Genomic DNA, 16,838 nt, shown 5'->3' with positions numbered 1-16,838 from the left:
TGAAGACCTGCGAGTAGGCGGCACCGTAAGGCGCGGTCAGCGTGCCCGCCGCCGGCGTCATCGTCAGCGTCGGCGCAGCGACGGTCAGGGTGTAGGCCTGGCTGCCGGTCTGGCCGTTGGCGTCGGTGGCGGTGACGGTGAGGTTGAACGTGCCGACTTCGGTGGCGGTGCCCGACAGGGTGCCGTCGGTGGCCAGGTTCAGGCCGGCCGGCAGCGTGCCGGTGGCCGCGAACGTGTACGGACCCACGCCGCCGGTGGCGGTGATGGATTCGCTGTAGGCCACGCCTGCCGACGGATCCGGCAGCGTCGCCGGCGCCACGACCACGGTCGGGGCCGGCACGTCGATCGTGTAGTTCTGCGCGATCGAGAACGGTGCGCCGGCGCCGGTCAGCACGGTGTCGGTGGCGGTGACCGTGACCGGGTAGCTGCCCGGAGCGGTCGGCGTGCCCGACAGCGTATTGCCGCTGAAGCTCATGCCCGCCGGCAGCGTGCCGGTGAGCACGTAGTTGAACGGACCGGCGCTGCCCGCGGCGGTGAAGACCTGCGAGTAGGCGGCACCGTAAGGCGCGGTCAGCGTGCCCGCCGCCGGCGTCATCGTCAGCGTCGGCGCAGCGACGGTCAGGGTGTAGGCCTGGCTGCCGGTCTGGCCGTTGGCGTCGGTGGCGGTGACGGTGAGGTTGAACGTGCCGACTTCGGTGGCGGTGCCCGACAGGGTGCCGTCGGTGGCCAGGTTCAGGCCGGCCGGCAGCGTGCCGGTGGCCGCGAACGTGTACGGACCCACGCCGCCGGTGGCGGTGATGGATTCGCTGTAGGCCACGCCTGCCGACGGATCCGGCAGCGTCGCCGGCGCCACGACCACGGTCGGGGCCGGCACGTCGATCGTGTAGTTCTGCGCGATCGAGAACGGTGCGCCGGCGCCGGTCAGCACGGTGTCGGTGGCGGTGACCGTGACCGGGTAGCTGCCCGGAGCGGTCGGCGTGCCCGACAGCGTATTGCCGCTGAAGCTCATGCCCGCCGGCAGCGTGCCGGTGAGCACGTAGTTGAACGGACCGGCGCTGCCCGCGGCGGTGAAGGCCTGCGAGTAGGCGGCACCGTAAGGCGCTGTCAGCGTGCCCGCCGCCGGGGTCATCGTCAGCGTCGGCGCGGCGACGGTCAGCGTGTAGGCGCGGCTGCCGGCCTGGCCGTTGGCGTCGGTGGCGGTGACGGTGAGGTTGAACGTGCCGACTTCGGTGGCGGTGCCCGACAGGGTGCCGTCGGTGGCCAGGTTCAGGCCGGCCGGCAGCGCGCCCGCGGTGACCGCGAACGTGTACGGACCCACGCCGCCGGTGGCGGTGATGGATTCGCTGTAGGCCACGCCCGCGGAGGGATCCGGCAGCGTCGCCGGCGCCACGACCACGGTCGGGGCCGGCACGTCGATCGTGTAGTTCTGCGCGATCGAGAACGGCGCGCCGACGCCGCTGCTGCCGGTGTCGGTGGCGGTGACCGTGATCGGGTAGCTGCCCGGAACGGTCGGCGTACCCGACAGCGTGTCGCCACTGAAGCTCAGGCCGGCGGGCAGCGTGCCCGTGACGGCATAGCTGTAGGGGCCGGTGCCGCCGCTGGCCGTGAAGGCCTGCGAGAACGCCGCGCCATAGGGTGCGTTCAGCGTGCCGGCGCCCGGCGCCAGCGCCAGCGTCGGCGCGCCCACGGTCACCGAGTAGGCGCGGCTGCCGGTCTGGCCATTGGCATCGGTGGCGGTGACAGTGAAGTTGAAGGTGCCCACTGCGGTCGCCGTGCCCGACAGGGTGCCGTCGGTGGCCAGGCTCAGGCCGGCCGGCAGCGCGCCCGCGGTGACCGCGAACGTGTACGGACCCACGCCGCCCGAGGCGGTGACGGACTCGGCGTAGGCGGCACCGATCGCCGGATCCGGCAGCGTGGCCGGAGCGACGGCAATGGTCGGGGCCGGCACGTCGATCGTGTAGTTCTGCGCGATCGAGAACGGCGCGCCGGCGCCGGTGCTGCCGGTATCGGTCGCCGTGACCGTGATCGGGTAGCTGCCCGGGACGGTCGGCGTGCCGGAGATCGTATCGCCCGCCAGGACCAGGCCGGCCGGCAGCGCGCCGGTGACGGCGTAGCTGTAGGGGCCGCTACCGCCGCTGGCCGTGAAGGCCTGCGAGAAGGCCGCGCCATAAGGCGCGTTCAAGGTGCCCGGCGCCGGCGCCAGCGAGAGGCCCGGCGGCGACACGACGAGGGCGAACACCTGGCCCACGGTGTACGGGCCGTTGCCGGTGCTGCTGTCGGTGGCCGAGACGTTCAGGTTGAAGGTGCCGGCTTCGGTCGGCGTACCGGAGATGGTCACGGTGTTGGCGGTGGTGCCCGTGATCGTCAGGCCGGCCGGCAGGTTGGTCACCTGGTAGCCGCTCCACGGCTGCGCGCCGCCGCCGAAGGTGAAGGTCTGCGTGTAGGGCGTCGCGACGGCGGTGCCGAGGCCACCCCCCGCGGTGATCGTGACCACCGGGTCGCTCACGGTCACCGTGACCGTCGCCGGCGCGGAGGTGCCGCCGCTGTTGGTCGCGGTGTAGGTGAAGCTGTCGGGACCGGCGTAGCCGGCCGTCGGCTGGTAGGTGATCGAGGTGCCGGCGGCGATCGCGGTGCCGTTGCCCGGGGCGGTGCCCACGGCCACCGAAACCGGCGTGCCGCCGGTGATGTTGAGCGTGACCGGCGTCGCCGCCGAGTCGTAGGCCACCGTCAGGCTGACCGCGTTGGCGACCGGCGGAACGTCGACCACCGTGATCGCGTAGGCCTGGGTCGCCGTGTAGGGCCCGGTGCCGGTCGAGCTGTCGGTGGCGGTGATCGAGAAGTTGAAGGTGCCCAGCGCGCCGGGCGTGCCGGTGATGGCGCCGGTGGCGGTGTTGAGCGTCAGGCCGCCGGGCAGCGCGCCCGCGGTGACCGCATAGGAGTACGGCGCAGTGCCGCCGGTAGCGGCCGTGATCGATTCGCCATACGCCTGGCCCAGGGTGCCGCCGGCCAGCGCAGTGGCCGGCAGGCTCACGGTCGCCGGATCGATGACGAGGGTGTAGGCCTGGGTGCCGCTGTACGGACCCGGGAACGCGCTGCTGTCGGTCGCGGTGACGGTGAAGTTGAAGCTGCCGCCCGCGGTCGGCGTGCCGGTGAGGGCGCCGCCGGTGGACAGGGTCAGGCCGGCCGGCAGGGCGCCGGCGGTGACGGCGAAGTTGTACGGAGCGCTGCCGCCGGACGCGCTGAGCGTCTGGCTGTAGGCCGCCGCCACGGTGCCGTTGGGCAGGGTGCCCGGGCTGACCGTGACCGGCACGTCGTCGTTGGTGATGGAGCCGACGCCCTGGTTGTCGGAGATCGTCGCGTTGGCGGCGCCGCTGAGGTTGACGAAGAAGGTTTCGTTGGCCTCCGGCACCGTTTCGCCGTTCACCGGGATGGTCATCGTGCGGGTGGTCTGGCCCGGGGTGAAGGTCAGCGTGCCGCTGGTGCTGGTGTAGTCGGCCGGCTGGGTCGCGGTGCCGTCGGCGGTGGCGTAGTTCACCGTGACGGTCTGGCCGCTCGCCGCGCTCAGCGTCGCCGTGAACACCGCATTGACGGTGCCGGCATTGCCTTCGACCACATTGACGTCGTTGATGGTCAGGGACGGCAGCGGGTCGTCGTTGACGACGGTGCCCACGCCCTGGCCGTCGACCACGACGGCGTTGACCACGTTGGTGACGTTGACGAAGAAGGTTTCGCTCGGCTCGTTGAGCGCGTCGCCGTTCACCTGCACGGTGAAGGTGTAGGTGCTGGACCCGGCCGGGATGGTCTGGCCGGTCAGGGTGTTGGCGACGTAGTCCACGCCCGCCGTGGCCGTGCCGTTGGCGCTGGCGATGTCGAAAGTGACCCCGCCCGGGCCGGCCGGCGCGCTCAGGCTGACGGTGAAAGTGAAGTTGGTGGTGCCGGCATTGCCTTCGTTGGCCGTGACGTCGTTGATCGCCAGGTTCGGCAGGTCGTCGTTGAGGATCGTGCCGGTGGCGCTGTTGGGAGCGACCACCGTGTAACCGGCACCGGCCGCCAGCGTCAGGGTCGCGGTTTCATTCGACTCGATGGTGGCGTCGGCGGTCGGGTTGATCGTGACCGTGCCGGTGGTGTTGCCGGCGGCGATGACCAGCGGCGAGGCGATCGTGGCGTAGTCGGTGCCGTTGGTGGCGGTGCCGCTGATCGCGTAGTTCACCGAGACCGCACTGAACGAGGCCTGGTTGAGGGTGACGGTGTAGACCAGGTTGGGCGCGCCGTCCTCGGCGACGTTGGCCGGCGAGACGCTGATCGTCGCGGTCGGCACGTCGTCGTTGAGGATGGTGCCGGTGGCGCTGGACGGGGCGCCGACGGTGTAGCCGGTGCCGGCGGCGACCGTCAGGGCGACCGTTTCATCGGCCTCTACGGTGCCGTCGACGGTCGGGTTGATGGTGATGGTTGCCGTGGTCGCGCCGGCCGGGATGCTGACCGTGGCGACGCCGCCGGTGTAGTCCACGCCCGAGGTGGCGGTGCCGGTGGTGGTGATGTTCACCACGGTCGGCGACGACAGGTTGAGGCTGCGGGTGACCGTGTAGGTCAGGTTGGTGGCGCCGTCCTCGCTGACCGAGGCCGGGGCGACCGCGATCGAGACGCTGGGCGGCGGCGACACCGTCAGGGTGAAGGGTTCGAGCTCGAAGTAGCTGCCCGGGCCGGTGCTGGCGTCGGTGACGCGCAGGGTCACCGGGTAGTTGCCGGGCGCGGCGGCGGTCGTGCCGCTGATCACGCCGGAACCGTTGACCGAGATGCCGGCGGGGAAGCTGCCGGTTTCGAGCAGATAGCTGTGCGGCGCGACGCCACCGGTGGTGGACAGGGCCAGGTTGAAGGCGGCGCCCTGGATGGCCGTGGCGGACGCGGGGACCAGCGCCAGGCTGGGGGCCGCGACGGTGCCCGAATAACCCTTGACGACGAAGTCGCCGACGTTGTCGGTGGAGCGGATGCTGAAGGAATAGGGGCCGCGCTGGGTCGGGGTGCCGGAGATCGTGTCGCCCGTGCGGGTGAGGCCGACGGGCAGGGCGCCGGACTCGAGGGTGTAGGTGTAGGGGGCGGTGCCGCCGCTCGAAGTCAGCGTCTGCGAGAACGCGGTGCCTGCGGTCATCGCCGGCAGGTTCGCCGGAGCGACCGTGATGGCCGAGCTCGGCGCCGAGATCGTCACGTTGACCGTGATGAAGTCGCTGTTGTCGTCGAGCACGACGAAAGTGTCGGTGCCGCCGCCGGCCGGCGTCGCGCCGCCGTGGCTGTAGGTGTAGTAGTCCACGGGGGACGGGCCTTCGGAAGCCACGCCGTGGCTGGGCGCGGTCGAGAGCGTGCCCAGGCCGAAGAAGTGGCAGCTGGACATGTCGACGTCGACGCTGCCGCCCCAGGCGACCGAGGTGTTGATGGTCGCGCAGCCCGGGTAGGTCGAGGGCAGACCGACCGCCGAGGCGGTCGAGACCCATGACAGCGCGAGCAGCAGCGTCAGCGACGCCAGGCTCCGGAACTGGGTGATGAACCGGCGGGCGATAGTGCCCGACGAGCCGTTCGATGACTGCCGCATGCTGAAACTCCCCTGTGGATTCCCCGATGTGCCGGCGACCTGGTCCCGGCCGGCTTGGGGGTCAACGCTGACGCCCCCGCCGAGCGGCCACATTAATCTCAGGGCCGGTCGGGCGCCACCATGGCCCGTCCATTCCGTGACCACGGCACACTTGTATTGGTCCGGGCGGGGCGGCAAAGTGGCCGCCGGGGATCCAAAAAGTCAAAACTGCATGGCCGCCGTCCGCGCGCCGTGCCAGGGAGGGGACCGTGAGCGGTTATTACATCGGCCAGATTTCTACGTTCGGCTTCAATTTCGCGCCCCGGTTCTGGGCGCAGTGCAACGGACAGCTCCTGGCAATCGCCCAGAACCAGGCCCTGTTCTCGCTGCTGGGAACGACCTACGGCGGCAACGGAACGACCAACTTCCAGCTGCCGGACCTGCGCAGCCGGACGCCCGTCGGCATTGGCGGTCCCTTCAACAACGTGCTCGGGCAGACGGGCGGCGTCGAGACCGTGACCCTGCTCTCGACCCAGATCCCGCAGCACGTCCACACCGTCGCTGCCACCACGGCCAACGGTACCGTGCGCAACCCGAACAACGCCGTATACGCGAATTCGGGCGTGGCCCTGTTCGGCCCCAGCAGCGGGTCGCTGGTGCCGCTGAATCCGGCGACGGTCGCCAACGCCGGTGGAAACCAGCCGCATATCAACCTGCAGCCCTATCAGACGATCAATTTCTGCATCGCGCTGTCGGGCATCTACCCCTCGCGCAACTGACGCGACGGCGGCGGCTCGCGGCGCCTGCGCCGAAGACCGCGACACCCGATCGCAACGCGAATCCGCATTACCGGAGCCACGCACCATGAGCAATCCCTATGTCGGTGAGATCCGCCTGCTCGGTTTCAACTTCGCACCCGTGGGCTGGTTCCCCTGCGATGGCCGGCTGCTGAGCATCGCCGAATACGAAGTGCTGTTCGTGCTGATCGGCACCACCTTCGGCGGCGACGGCGTGACGACCTTCGGGCTGCCCGACCTGCGCGGCCGCGTGCCGATCCACCAGGGCCAGGGCCCGGGCCTGAGCACCTACGTTATCGGCCAGATGGCCGGCACCGAGACGGTGACCCTGATCTCGAACAATATTCCGGCGCATTCCCACCAGGCCTTCGCCACCACCGCGGCGGCCAGCACGGGCACGCCCGGCCCGACCCTGCTGCCGGGCACGGTCAGTGGCCAGACGATGTACGTCACCGACACCAGCGGCGGCGCGCCCTTCACCCTGGCGCCGCAGTCGATGACGACCGCCGGTGGAAACCAGCCGCACGAGAACTGCATGCCCAGCCTGACGGTGGGTTTCTGCATCGCATGGGCCGGCATCTTCCCGTCCCAGAACTGACCGATTCCCTTTCTGCCCCGGGACGGCGCGACAGCCGCCCGGTGATGCGGAAACCCAGGAGACAGACGAGATGACTTCCCCCTTCATTGGCGAGATCCACATCTTCCCGTACAACTTCGCTCCCAGGAACTGGGCGTTCTGCCAGGGGCAGCTCATCGCGATCAGCCAGAACACCGCCCTGTTCTCCCTGCTGGGAACCCAGTACGGCGGAAACGGCCAGACGACGTTCGCCCTGCCGAACTTCGGCGGTACGGCCGCGGTGGCGCAGGGCCAAGGGCCCGGGCTTACGCCCCGCACGATGGGCGAGACCTTCGGCTCGAATACGGTGACCCTGATCAGCACCGAAATGCCCACGCACAACCACGGCGTGGTGCTGTACGCGCAGAACACCGCCGCCAAACGCGCGGCCTCGCCCTCGTCGGGCAATGCGCTGTCGGTGTCGTCCAACACCTCCGCCACGTCCTTCCTGCCGGCGGGTTCGACGAACACGACCTTCGGGACGAACATGCTCGGCGTTGCGGGCGGCTCCCAGCCCCACGAAAACCGGCAGCCCCACCTGACCCTGGGTTTCTGCATCGCGCTGCAGGGAATCTTCCCGGCGCGCAACTGAGCGCATGAGCGGCCTGCCGTCCTTCCCGGCCGGACCAGGCCCCGCACCCGCGACGCCCGCCTACCTGTCCGAGCGCGGCTTCGCGCTGCGCCACGCCGTTGACGCCGATCTGCCGCGGCTGCTGCAGCTGTATGCCGACACGCGCGCCGATGAGCTGGCCGGCGTGCCCTGGCCGCCCGACTTCAAACAGACCTTCCTGGACCAGCAGTTCCAGTTCCAGCACCGGCATTTCCTGGCCGAACACCCGACGGCCGACTTCCTGGTGATCGAACGCGAAGGCCGGATCGAGGGCCGCTACTACCTGCTGCGGGACGCGCCCGAGCACCACATCGTGGACATCTGCCTGATCTCGGCCCATCGCGGCCGCGGCCTCGGCCGCGCGCTGATCGAGGCCTCGCAGCAGGAGGCGCGGGCGCAGGGGCGCGGCATGGCGCTGCAGGTTCTGGTCAACAATGTCGGGGCGCGGCGCCTGTACGAGCGCCTGGGCTTCGGCGCCGTGGCCGAGGCCAGCACCGACTCCCACCTCTTCATGCGCTGGCCGGGCTAGTTGAAGACCGCCTGGTAGATGAAGCCGTCCTTGTTGCGGGCGATCGGCACGATGAAGATGCTGAACTCGCCCAGGCGCGGGTGCTTCATCGGATAAAGCTGCTGCGGGAACACCAGGGCCGCGGTGTTGAGGAACAGCAGCGAGAACGGTGCGCGCAGCGCGCCCGGCGCCGACTGCTTCAGCGGCTGCGCCTCGACCAGCACGAAGTCCACCTCGCCATCGTTGAGCGCGACACGGAAGGTCTCGTTCAGGCATCCGGCGAATTGTTCCAGCGTCATCAGTTGCATCAGTTGTGCTCCGTGGGGCGGGCCCAGTCTAGTCAATTGCGCCGCGGCGGTGCGGCCTCAAGCGTCCGCGGCGGTCTGCGCGGCATCGACCCAGGCCTGCTCCTGCGCGCTCAGTGCCGCCGGCTCGATGTAGTCGTTGTGGCCGTGCTGGGCGCCGCCGCCGTGGGTCTGGTTGTTGATGCGGTCGCGCAGCAGCCCGGCGTCGATGCCTTCGAAGGGCAGGAAATCCCGCAGGCGCTCCAGTGTGCCGGCCGGGTCCTGCACCAGCGACTCGAAGGACAGCATCAGCACCGTCGGGTCGCCGCGCCGTTCGCGCATCGCCTGCTGGTTGGCCAGCCACTGTTCGCAGAAGGCCAGCATCTGCGGCTCGGCGTAGTCGTGCCAGGCCTTGGCCGAGCGGGCGGTGTCGGCGAGCCGGCGGTGCAGGTAGATGACGCGCGTGCCCGGCAGCTCCGACGACAGCAAACGCAGCAGATGCGGCGGCCAGCCCGGGTACTTGAAACCCCAGAGCGTGCGGCCGGCGGCCTGCGCCTGGCGCTGGCATTCCTGCAGCCCGGCGAAGGCGCCCTGGCGCAGGGCCGCCAGGTAGTCGTCCAGCGGCGGCATCAGGTCGACCAGCCAGTGGTTGGTGTCGCCCTGCAGGAAGCGCTCGAGGTTGTCGGCGAAACGCGGCCGCGAGTGCGTGTAGACCAGGCGGCGCGCGGTGAGGATCTGCAGCTGCATCTCGAGGTCCTTGCCGACCTCTTCGCCATAGACCAGCGTATTGCCCGCCGAACACAGCAGCCGCTGCAGCAGGGTGGTCCCCGACCGCGTGGTCGGGGACGTGACGACCAGCGGCGACAGCCCGCGCAGTGGATCCATGCCGTGCGCGGGCCGGCGCGTCAGGCCCGGGCGAGCTCCAGCACTTCGCCGGCGGTGCGCAGGCCGGACAGGGCCGCGCCCTCCATGAAGCCCTGCCACTCGTAGAAGCTGCTGGTGTGCTCGCCGGCGAACAGCAGGTTGCCGACCGCCTTGCCCTCGGTCTGGGCGACGTTGGTGAAATAGCCCGGACGGTTGCAGCTTTGGGAGCCGCGGCTCCACGGATTGCTGCTCCAGTTCGCGGTGCGGGCCAGCAGATTGCCGCTGCTGTCGCGCGCCGCGGCGGCCTTGGCGCCCGGCAGCACCTGTTCGAGGTTGCCGAGGAAGCTGTTGGCGTCCGCCTGCGTGGTGGCGGCGGTCATGCCGCGCGCCTGGGTACCGCCGACGTAGCTCGCCAGCACCGCCTGGCCCGGGCCCGAGCGGCTCGGGTTGGCAGCCCAGGTCGAACCCATCAGGTTGCGGTCGCTGAAGCCGGTGCCGGTCAGGCCGTGCGCGGCCGACTGCCAGACCGGCTGGTTGAAGCCGACCAGCAGCTTGCTGTGGTCGCCCATGCTGGCGTTGGCGATCGAACGCAGCTTCCAGTCCGGCAGTTCCAGGCTGGGGTGCAGGTCGACGTCGCGCAGCACGCTGAAGGGCAGGGTCAGCACCACCGCGTCGTAGTCTCGCTGGATGCTGCGGCCGCCCGTTTCGAAGGCCAGGCGCAGCTTGCCGTTGGAGAGCTTGCGCACCGCCACCAGGCGGTGGCCCAGGGACACCGGCGTGGGCAGGCGGTCGGCCAGCGCGGAGGTGATGCGGTCGTTGCCGTCGGCCACCCGCAGCATGGCGCCAGAATGCACGCCGAAGGGCGAGAGCTTGCTGCGCTTGTCGCTCTGCGCGAAGCGCAGGAAGGTGATCGCGCTGAGCTCGTCGATGCCGGCGCCGTATTCGGCCCGGTAGGCGCTGCCGATCAGGCCGCGCAGCAGCGGGCTGGCGCCGTGCAGGCCCAGATAGTCGTCCAGGCTCATGAAATCGAACAGCGCGTCGTTTTCGGTGTAGCTGTCGGCGGTCGGATGGCTGAGCGTGCGCAGGTCTTCGCGCATGGAGTTGGCGAAGGCCTTGTACTCCTCGATCACCTGGGCCTCGGTGTAGCGCTGGCCGCCGAAGTAGTAGTAGTTGTCGCCGGCGAGCTGGCTGTAGCGCTCGAGCTCCAGGCCGAACTGGCGCGCATAGCCGACCATGGTGTGGTGGGCGCCGGTGAAGAATTCGCCGCCCTGTTCCACCACCTGGCCCGGGAACACCCCGCGCAGGCTGGAGCAGCGGCCGCCGACGCGGTCGGAACCTTCGAACACGCGGGCATTGATGCCGTGCCGGGCCAGTTCGTAGGAGCAGCTCAGTCCGGCGAGGCCGGCGCCGACCACGGCGACGTTGCCGGCGATCCGCGGTCCGATCGTGCGGCGGTCCATGCCGCCGGTGCCCGCCGCGGCGGCCATCGCGCCGGGCGCCACCGACCAGGTCGCGGCGGCCGCGGTGGCGGCGGCGAGGGTCTTGGCGAAATCGCGGCGCCCCAGGTCCCCCGGTTCGTCCTGGCCGATGGCCTCGTGTGCGCTTTCGCCCGTGCGTTCGCTGCGCTCCGCCAAACGGGCGAGGCGAAGCAGGCGCGCCATCATGTCGCTGCGGCTCATAAGGACCCCCTGTCCCCGAGAAGTCCGTCGATATTACCCGTTATCCACACTGCATCAAGCCAGCGGGTGTGGCGCCCGGTGCACGCAAATCCATGGCCGGAGCGGCCCGGGCGCTGGAAACCGGCGGCGCCGGCCTAGCGGGTGTCGTCGTTGCGGATCGTGCCGGCCGCGCGGGCGGGGCTGCCGATCGTATAGCCGCTGCCGTCGGCGACGGCGAAGGCCACGACCTCGTCGGGCTCGGCCGTGGCGTCGGCCGTCGGCCTGACGACCAGGCGGGCGCGGGTCGCGCCGGCCGGGATCGTGACCGCGGCCGGCGCGCCGGGCAGGGCGGAAGCGGCGAGCGTGACGGACGTGTCCGTGGCGACGGCCGCGTCGAGGCTGATCGTGAAGACCAGCGGCTGCCCGCCGTCTTCGGCGACCGCCGCAGGCGTCACCTCAATCGATGCCGACGGCAGGCCGCCCACCCCCAGGGTGAAGCGTTCGAGCTCGAAGTGGCGGCCGGTGCCCGTGCTCGCGTCGGTCACGCGCAGGCTGACTGGGTAGCGGCCCGGCGCGACAGACGCGCTCGCCGTCACCACGCCATCGCCGCCGATGGCCACGCCGGCCGGCAGGGCCGGGCCCGGCTCGAGGGTGAACTGGTGCGGCGCCACGCCGCCACGCACCGTCAGCGCGTGGCGGAAGGCGACGCCCGGCGTGGCGATGACCGCCTCGGGCGACAGCGACATCGCGGCCCCCTGCACGGTGCCGCCGTAGCTCAGCGTCGCGGACTGGCCGCGCGCATCCTGCACCCGGACGCCAAAACCGTAGGCGCCCCGCTCGGTCGGCGTTCCCGACAGCGCGCCGTCGGCCGCCAGCGCCAGCCCCTTGGGCAGGGCGCCGGAGTCGACGCGGAACCGGTAGGGCGCGGTGCCGCCGCTGGCGGCGAGCGTCTGCCGCACCGGCGTGCCGGCCGACAGCGGCGGCAGTTCGCCGGGCGTTGCGACGATCGACGAGGTTCCGGCCTGGATCGTCACGGTGACCGTGATCCGGTCGCTGTTGTCGTCGAGCACGACGAAGGTGTCGGTACCGCCGCCCGCGGGCGCGGCGCCCTTGTGGCTGTAGGTGTAGCTGTCGGCCGGGCTGCCGCCCGGCGCGGCCGTGCCGTGGGCCGGCGGCGTGGCCACGTCGCCGAGGCCGAAGGACTGGCAGGTCGCCAGGTCGACCTTGACGCTGCCGCCCCAGGGCACGGTCACGGCGCGCGTGGCGCAGCCCGGATAGGTCGAGGGCTGGTCGACCGCCGCGGCCGCCGACGCCCAGGCCAGGGCCGAGACCAGGCCCAGCCGCGCCAGGGGTGCGATGACCGACGGGAGCGTGGAGCGTTTCGCGGACGGGCGCATGCGGTCGGACTCCTGGATTGCCGGAGCCCGATCATGCCAAGGAAGCCGCCGCTTGCGAACCGTGTACGTGCCGGCCGGTTCAGCCGCCGCGTTCGCGCTCGATCGCGCGCCAGCCGATGTCGCTGCGGTAGAAGACGCCGTCCCAGTGGATGTTGTCGGCCGCGGCGTAGGCGCGGCGCTGTGCGTCGGCGACGGTGTCGCCGAGTGCGCAGGCGCAGAGCACGCGCCCGCCGGTGGTCACCACCACGCCATTGCGCAGTTCGGTGCTGGCGTGGAAGACCTTGGCGTCGGGCCCCGGGTCGATGGCCAGGCCGGCGATGGCGTCGCCGGTGCGCGGCGTGCCGGGGTAGTTGTCGGCGGCCATCACCACGCCCAGGCTCGGGCGCGGATCCCAGTCGGCCTCGACTTCGTGCAGGCGGCCGTCGATGGCGGCCTCCACCAGGTCCAGCAGGTCGCTGCGCAGGCGCAGCATGACGGGCTGGGTTTCCGGGTCGCCGAAGCGCACGTTGTATTCGATGACCTTGGGCGAACCATCGGCCGCGATCATCAGGCCGGCGTAGAGGAAGCCGGTGAAGGGAATGCCGTCGGCGATCATGCCGCGCACGGTCGGTTCGACCACTTCGCGCATCACGCGCGCATGCACTTCCGGCGTCACCACCGGTGCCGGCGAATACGCGCCCATGCCGCCGGTGTTCGGGCCGGTGTCGCCGTCGCCCACGCGCTTGTGGTCCTGCGAGGTGGCCATCGGCAGCGCGTGGCGGCCGTCCACCATCGAGATGAAGCTGGCTTCCTCGCCTTCCAGGAACTCTTCGATCACCACCCGCGCGCCGGCGTCGCCGAAGGCCTCGCCTTCGAGCATGTCGATGATCGCCGCCTCGGCCTCAGCGACCGTCATCGCCACCACCACGCCCTTGCCGGCGGCCAGGCCATCGGCCTTGATCACGATCGGCGCGCCGTGGTCGCGCACATGCTGCAGCGCCAGCTGGCTGTCCTCGAACACGCCGTAGTAAGCGGTGGGAATGCGGTGCCGGGCCAGGAAATCCTTTGCGTAGGCCTTGCTGCCCTCGAGCTGCGCGGCAGCGGCGGTGGGCCCGAAGATACGCCGGCCGTCGGCGCGGAAGGCGTCGACGACGCCGCGCACCAGCGGCGCCTCGGGGCCGACCACGGTGACGGCGACGCCCTCCGCCGCGGCCAGCTGCAGCAGGCCCTCGATGTCGGTGGCCTTCACCGCCACGTTGCGGCAGCGCGGCTCGGTGGCGGTGCCGGCATTGCCGGGCGCCACCAGCACTTCGCTCACCCGCGGCGACTGCGCCAGCTTCCAGGCCAGGGCGTGTTCCCGACCGCCCGAACCGATGACCAGGACTTTCATGCGGCAACTCTCCGTGCGGTTTCGATCAGGTGCGGGCGGGGACCAGGGTTCTTGCGCAATCGGCGGCCGTGATCGACACATCGAAGAAGCGGTCACCCCTTGCGTCGACGAAGCGGCGGGTGGCGGTCATGCCGCGCGACAGCAGGTAGACCAGGTTCGGGTTGTTGCAGAACGCGACCATCTGCGCCTGCTCGGCCGCACGCACGCCTTCCAGGCTCTGCGGGTCGCGGGCCGCGTCGGTGGCCAGGCGCGTGGTGCTGCGGATGACGAACACCAGGTGCGGGCCCTCGAACATGACGCGCTCCAGCACCAGGCCCGGGCCCGGGCCGAAGGGTTTGGGCAGGCCGCGCCCGAACTCGACGATCGCTGCATCGGCAATCGCACGGGTCTGCGCCTGCGCGCGCGCTTCCGGGCTGAAGCGCTGCCACAGCGCGGCGGCGGTCAGGCCCAGGCCGAGCACGATCAGCAGGATCACCACGACCAGGCGGCGGCGGTCGGAGCGGGCGGCGTCGGCCTTGGGTCGGGTCATGGCGTGCTCAGTGGCGGAAGTGGCGGCGGCCGGTGAACACCATGGCCATGCCGTGTTCGTCGGCGGCGGCGATGACCTCGGCGTCGCGCATCGAGCCGCCCGGCTGGATCACCGCGGCGATGCCGGCCGCGGCGGCGGCGTCGATGCCGTCGCGGAACGGGAAGAAGGCGTCGGACGCCATCACCGAGCCCGGCACCACCAGGCCGGCTTCCTCGGCCTTCAGGCCCGCGATCTTCGCGCTGACCACGCGGCTCATCTGGCCGGCGCCGATGCCGACGGTCTGCAGGTCGCGTGCGTAGACGATGGCGTTGGACTTGACGTACATCGCCACCTTCCAGGCGAACAGCAGGTCGCGCAGCTGGTCGGCGCTGGGGGCGAGCCTGGACACGATCTTCAGGTCGGCCGCGGCCAACGTGTCGGTATCGGCGTCCTGCACGAGCAGGCCGCCGGCGATGCGCTTGTACTCGAAGCCGGTCGTCGCGCGCAGCTCGCCGCAGGCGAGCACGCGCACGTTCGCCTTCTTGGCGAAATGCGGCATCGCGTCGGCGGCGATGGACGGCGCGATCACCACTTCGACGAACTGGCGCTTGAGGATTTCGGCGGCCGTGGCGGCGTCGAGTTCGCGGTTGAAGGCGATGATGCCGCCGAAGGCCGAGGTCGGGTCCACGGCGTAGGCGCGGTCGTAGGCGTCCATCAGGTTCGCCGCGACGGCGACGCCGCAGGGATTGGCGTGTTTGACGATGACGCAGGCCGGCGCGTCGAAGGCCTTCACGCATTCCAGCGCCGCGTCGGCGTCGGCCAGGTTGTTGTAGCTCAGCTCCTTGCCCTGCAGGAAGGACGCGGTGGCGACGATGCCCTGCGGCGCGTTCGCCTCCAGGTAGAGCGCGCCGCGCTGGTGCGGGTTTTCGCCGTAACGCAGCGCCGAGGCCAGCGACAGCGAGCTGTGGAAGGTCTGCGGCCAGGTGTCCGGCTGCGACGGTTCGGCCGCTCGGGGCGACAGCCACATCGCGATCTGGCCGTCGTAGGCGGCGGTGTGCGCATAGGCCTTGGCGGCCCAGGCGCGGCGCATCGCCGGCGTGGTGCCGCCGGCCTGCAGGGCTCCGAGCAGGACGCCATAGTCGGCCGGGTCCACCACCACCGACGTGCGCGCATGGTTCTTCGCCGTGGCGCGCAACATCGCCGGGCCGCCGATGTCGATGTTCTCGACGGCGTCGTCGTACGTGCAGTCGGGCCTGGCCACGGTCTGCGCGAAGGGATACAGGTTCACCACCAGCAGGTCGATGGGTTCGATGCCGTGCTGGGCCATCACCGCGTCGTCGATGCCCTCGCGGCCGAGCAGGCCGCCGTGGATCTTCGGGTGCAGGGTCTTGACGCGGCCGTCCATGATTTCCGGAAAACCGGTCACATCGCTGACGTCGCGCACCGGCAGGCCGGCTTCGCGCAGCGCCTTGGCGGTGCCGCCGGTGGACAGCAGGTCGACACCCAGTGAGTGCAGGCCGCGGGCCAGTTCGATCAGGCCGGCCTTGTCGGACACGGACAGCAGGGCGCGGCGGACGGGTTGGCGTTCGGCGGTCATCGGGCACCTCATGGGGAAGCCGCGATTATACCCCGCACCAATCCGGGGTCAGAGTGCATTTATCTTGGGGAGCGACGGGGTCCAGAGGCTTGCGGAGTCAAGATAAATGCACTCTGACCCCGGATTTCAGGCCAGGCCGTAGGCCTTGAGCTTCTTGCGCAGGGTGGCGCGGTTGAGGCCGAGCATGGCGGCGGCGCGGCTCTGGTTGCCGTCGCAGTGGCGCAGCACTTCGGCGAACAGCGGCGCTTCGATCTCGCGCAGCACGACCTCGTACAGGTCGTCGAGGTCGCAGCCGTTGAGGTCCTGCAGATAACGGCGCACCGAGCGCGAGACATGGTCGCGAAGCGGCGTATGGCTGGGAGTGTGCGAGTTGGAATCCGCGCGCGCGGCCGGCAGGGCGTTCACTTCGGGGAAGCTCCGTGGGGGTTTGACCGCTTCCTTGCGGGCCCGCCGGTCGGCGACGGGGGAGGAAGTCTACGTCAAACCAAAACGCGGTGCGACATGGACAACCGGACAGGTCCGGCGGCGCGGTTTCAATGGAAGTCGAAGGTGAACGCGACCGCGCGTTTGCCCGGGTCGAGGATTTCCAGGGTGGCGCTGGCGGACTGTCCCGGCGCGATCAATGGCGATGCCGGCGGGCTGCCCAGGTATTCCACCGGCTGGAACCGGCGCAGGCCCAGGGCCTGGCCATCGAGGTCCTGCAGCGCGATCTCCAGCACCGGCCAGGGCTGCGGCCAGCGCGCGTCGTTGCGGAAACTGGTGCTGATCAGCAGCACGCCGGGCGCGCTCGGATGCGGCTGCACTTCGCGGCTGGTGACGCGGAAGGCGTCGGGCTCGCGCCAGGGCGGCAGGTCGCAGCGCAGCAGGCCGCAGGCCGCTTCCAGCCGCGGCCGCCAGGTCGCGTCGCCGGCCAGGCGGTAGCGGTCGGCCAGCACCAGCTGCAGCAGGAGCAGCAGCGACAGCGCGATCACGGCCACCAGCCAGCGCCAGGGAAAGGGGCGGCGGGGTTTGGGCGTATCGGGCGTGGCGAAGGTGGGGGCGCGGGGGGGCATGGCGCGAAGGATACC

The 16,838-nt window shown here is 70.9% G+C and carries 14 protein-coding genes; 4 read left to right on the top strand and 10 right to left on the bottom strand.

What is annotated here, in order from left to right; all coding sequences use genetic code 11:
* A partial coding sequence (locus E1B00_RS14305; protein WP_139449974.1) for a beta strand repeat-containing protein occupies positions 1 to 5,584 on the bottom strand: 5,584 nt, incomplete at its 3' end.
* A 248-nt stretch (positions 5,585 to 5,832) separates the two neighbouring features.
* On the opposite strand from E1B00_RS14305, the gene E1B00_RS14300 reads away from it, so the two are divergent.
* The 4 genes from E1B00_RS14300 to E1B00_RS14285 all read left to right on the top strand — a co-directional run bounded on the left by E1B00_RS14300 (position 5,833) and on the right by E1B00_RS14285 (position 8,115).
* On the top strand, positions 5,833 to 6,342 hold the full coding sequence (locus tag E1B00_RS14300) for a phage tail protein (RefSeq protein WP_139449972.1): 510 nt from the start codon (positions 5,833 to 5,835) through the stop codon (positions 6,340 to 6,342).
* 85 nt (positions 6,343 to 6,427) lie between these two features.
* Complete coding sequence (locus E1B00_RS14295; protein ID WP_139449970.1) at positions 6,428 to 6,958, top strand: phage tail protein; 531 nt, start codon at positions 6,428 to 6,430, stop codon at positions 6,956 to 6,958.
* Positions 6,959 to 7,028: 70 nt separating this feature from the next.
* Positions 7,029 to 7,568, top strand: a complete 540-nt coding sequence (locus E1B00_RS14290; RefSeq protein ID WP_139449968.1) for a phage tail protein — start codon at positions 7,029 to 7,031, stop codon at positions 7,566 to 7,568.
* A 4-nt stretch (positions 7,569 to 7,572) separates the two neighbouring features.
* A complete protein-coding gene (locus E1B00_RS14285; protein ID WP_139449966.1) occupies positions 7,573 to 8,115 on the top strand; it encodes a GNAT family N-acetyltransferase in 543 nt (180 codons plus the stop codon).
* On the opposite strand, the gene E1B00_RS14280 is transcribed toward E1B00_RS14285, so the two are convergent.
* The 9 genes from E1B00_RS14280 to E1B00_RS14240 all read right to left on the bottom strand — a co-directional run bounded on the left by E1B00_RS14280 (position 8,112) and on the right by E1B00_RS14240 (position 16,823).
* Positions 8,112 to 8,402: a DUF6916 family protein gene (locus E1B00_RS14280; RefSeq protein ID WP_139449964.1), complete on the bottom strand. Its 291-nt coding sequence runs from the start codon at positions 8,400 to 8,402 to the stop codon at positions 8,112 to 8,114. The two genes, E1B00_RS14285 and E1B00_RS14280, sit on opposite strands and share 4 nt — an antisense overlap.
* A gap of 57 nt (positions 8,403 to 8,459) precedes the next feature.
* Complete coding sequence (locus tag E1B00_RS14275; RefSeq protein WP_139449962.1) at positions 8,460 to 9,263, bottom strand: sulfotransferase; 804 nt, start codon at positions 9,261 to 9,263, stop codon at positions 8,460 to 8,462.
* Positions 9,264 to 9,283: 20 nt separating this feature from the next.
* Complete coding sequence (locus E1B00_RS14270) at positions 9,284 to 10,921, bottom strand: flavin monoamine oxidase family protein (RefSeq protein WP_139449961.1); 1,638 nt, start codon at positions 10,919 to 10,921, stop codon at positions 9,284 to 9,286.
* Positions 10,922 to 11,055: 134 nt separating this feature from the next.
* Positions 11,056 to 12,297, bottom strand: coding sequence for an Ig domain-containing protein (locus E1B00_RS14265; protein ID WP_139449959.1), 1,242 nt, complete (start codon positions 12,295 to 12,297; stop codon positions 11,056 to 11,058).
* Between the two features lie 79 nt (positions 12,298 to 12,376).
* Positions 12,377 to 13,666: a phosphoribosylamine--glycine ligase gene (gene purD / locus E1B00_RS14260; protein WP_139449957.1), complete on the bottom strand. Its 1,290-nt coding sequence runs from the start codon at positions 13,664 to 13,666 to the stop codon at positions 12,377 to 12,379.
* A gap of 25 nt (positions 13,667 to 13,691) precedes the next feature.
* On the bottom strand, positions 13,692 to 14,195 hold the full coding sequence (locus tag E1B00_RS14255) for a hypothetical protein (RefSeq protein ID WP_139449955.1): 504 nt from the start codon (positions 14,193 to 14,195) through the stop codon (positions 13,692 to 13,694).
* Positions 14,196 to 14,202: 7 nt separating this feature from the next.
* Positions 14,203 to 15,771 carry a bifunctional phosphoribosylaminoimidazolecarboxamide formyltransferase/IMP cyclohydrolase gene (gene purH, locus E1B00_RS14250; protein WP_139449953.1) on the bottom strand — a complete coding sequence of 523 codons (1,569 nt, stop codon included), beginning with the start codon at positions 15,769 to 15,771 and terminating at the stop codon, positions 14,203 to 14,205.
* A gap of 126 nt (positions 15,772 to 15,897) precedes the next feature.
* Positions 15,898 to 16,176 carry a DNA-binding transcriptional regulator Fis gene (gene fis, locus E1B00_RS14245; RefSeq protein WP_139449951.1) on the bottom strand — a complete coding sequence of 93 codons (279 nt, stop codon included), beginning with the start codon at positions 16,174 to 16,176 and terminating at the stop codon, positions 15,898 to 15,900.
* 128 nt (positions 16,177 to 16,304) lie between these two features.
* Positions 16,305 to 16,823 (bottom strand): DUF3426 domain-containing protein, encoded by a 519-nt coding sequence (locus E1B00_RS14240; RefSeq protein WP_139449950.1) that lies wholly within the window; start codon positions 16,821 to 16,823, stop codon positions 16,305 to 16,307.
* Positions 16,824 to 16,838 lie beyond the last annotated feature (15 nt).

Source organism: Arenimonas terrae (assembly GCF_006265115.1).
GTDB lineage: Bacteria > Pseudomonadota > Gammaproteobacteria > Xanthomonadales > Xanthomonadaceae > Arenimonas > Arenimonas terrae.
Note: the sequence above shows the minus strand (reverse complement) of the source record. Positions and strands in the feature narration are given on the sequence as shown.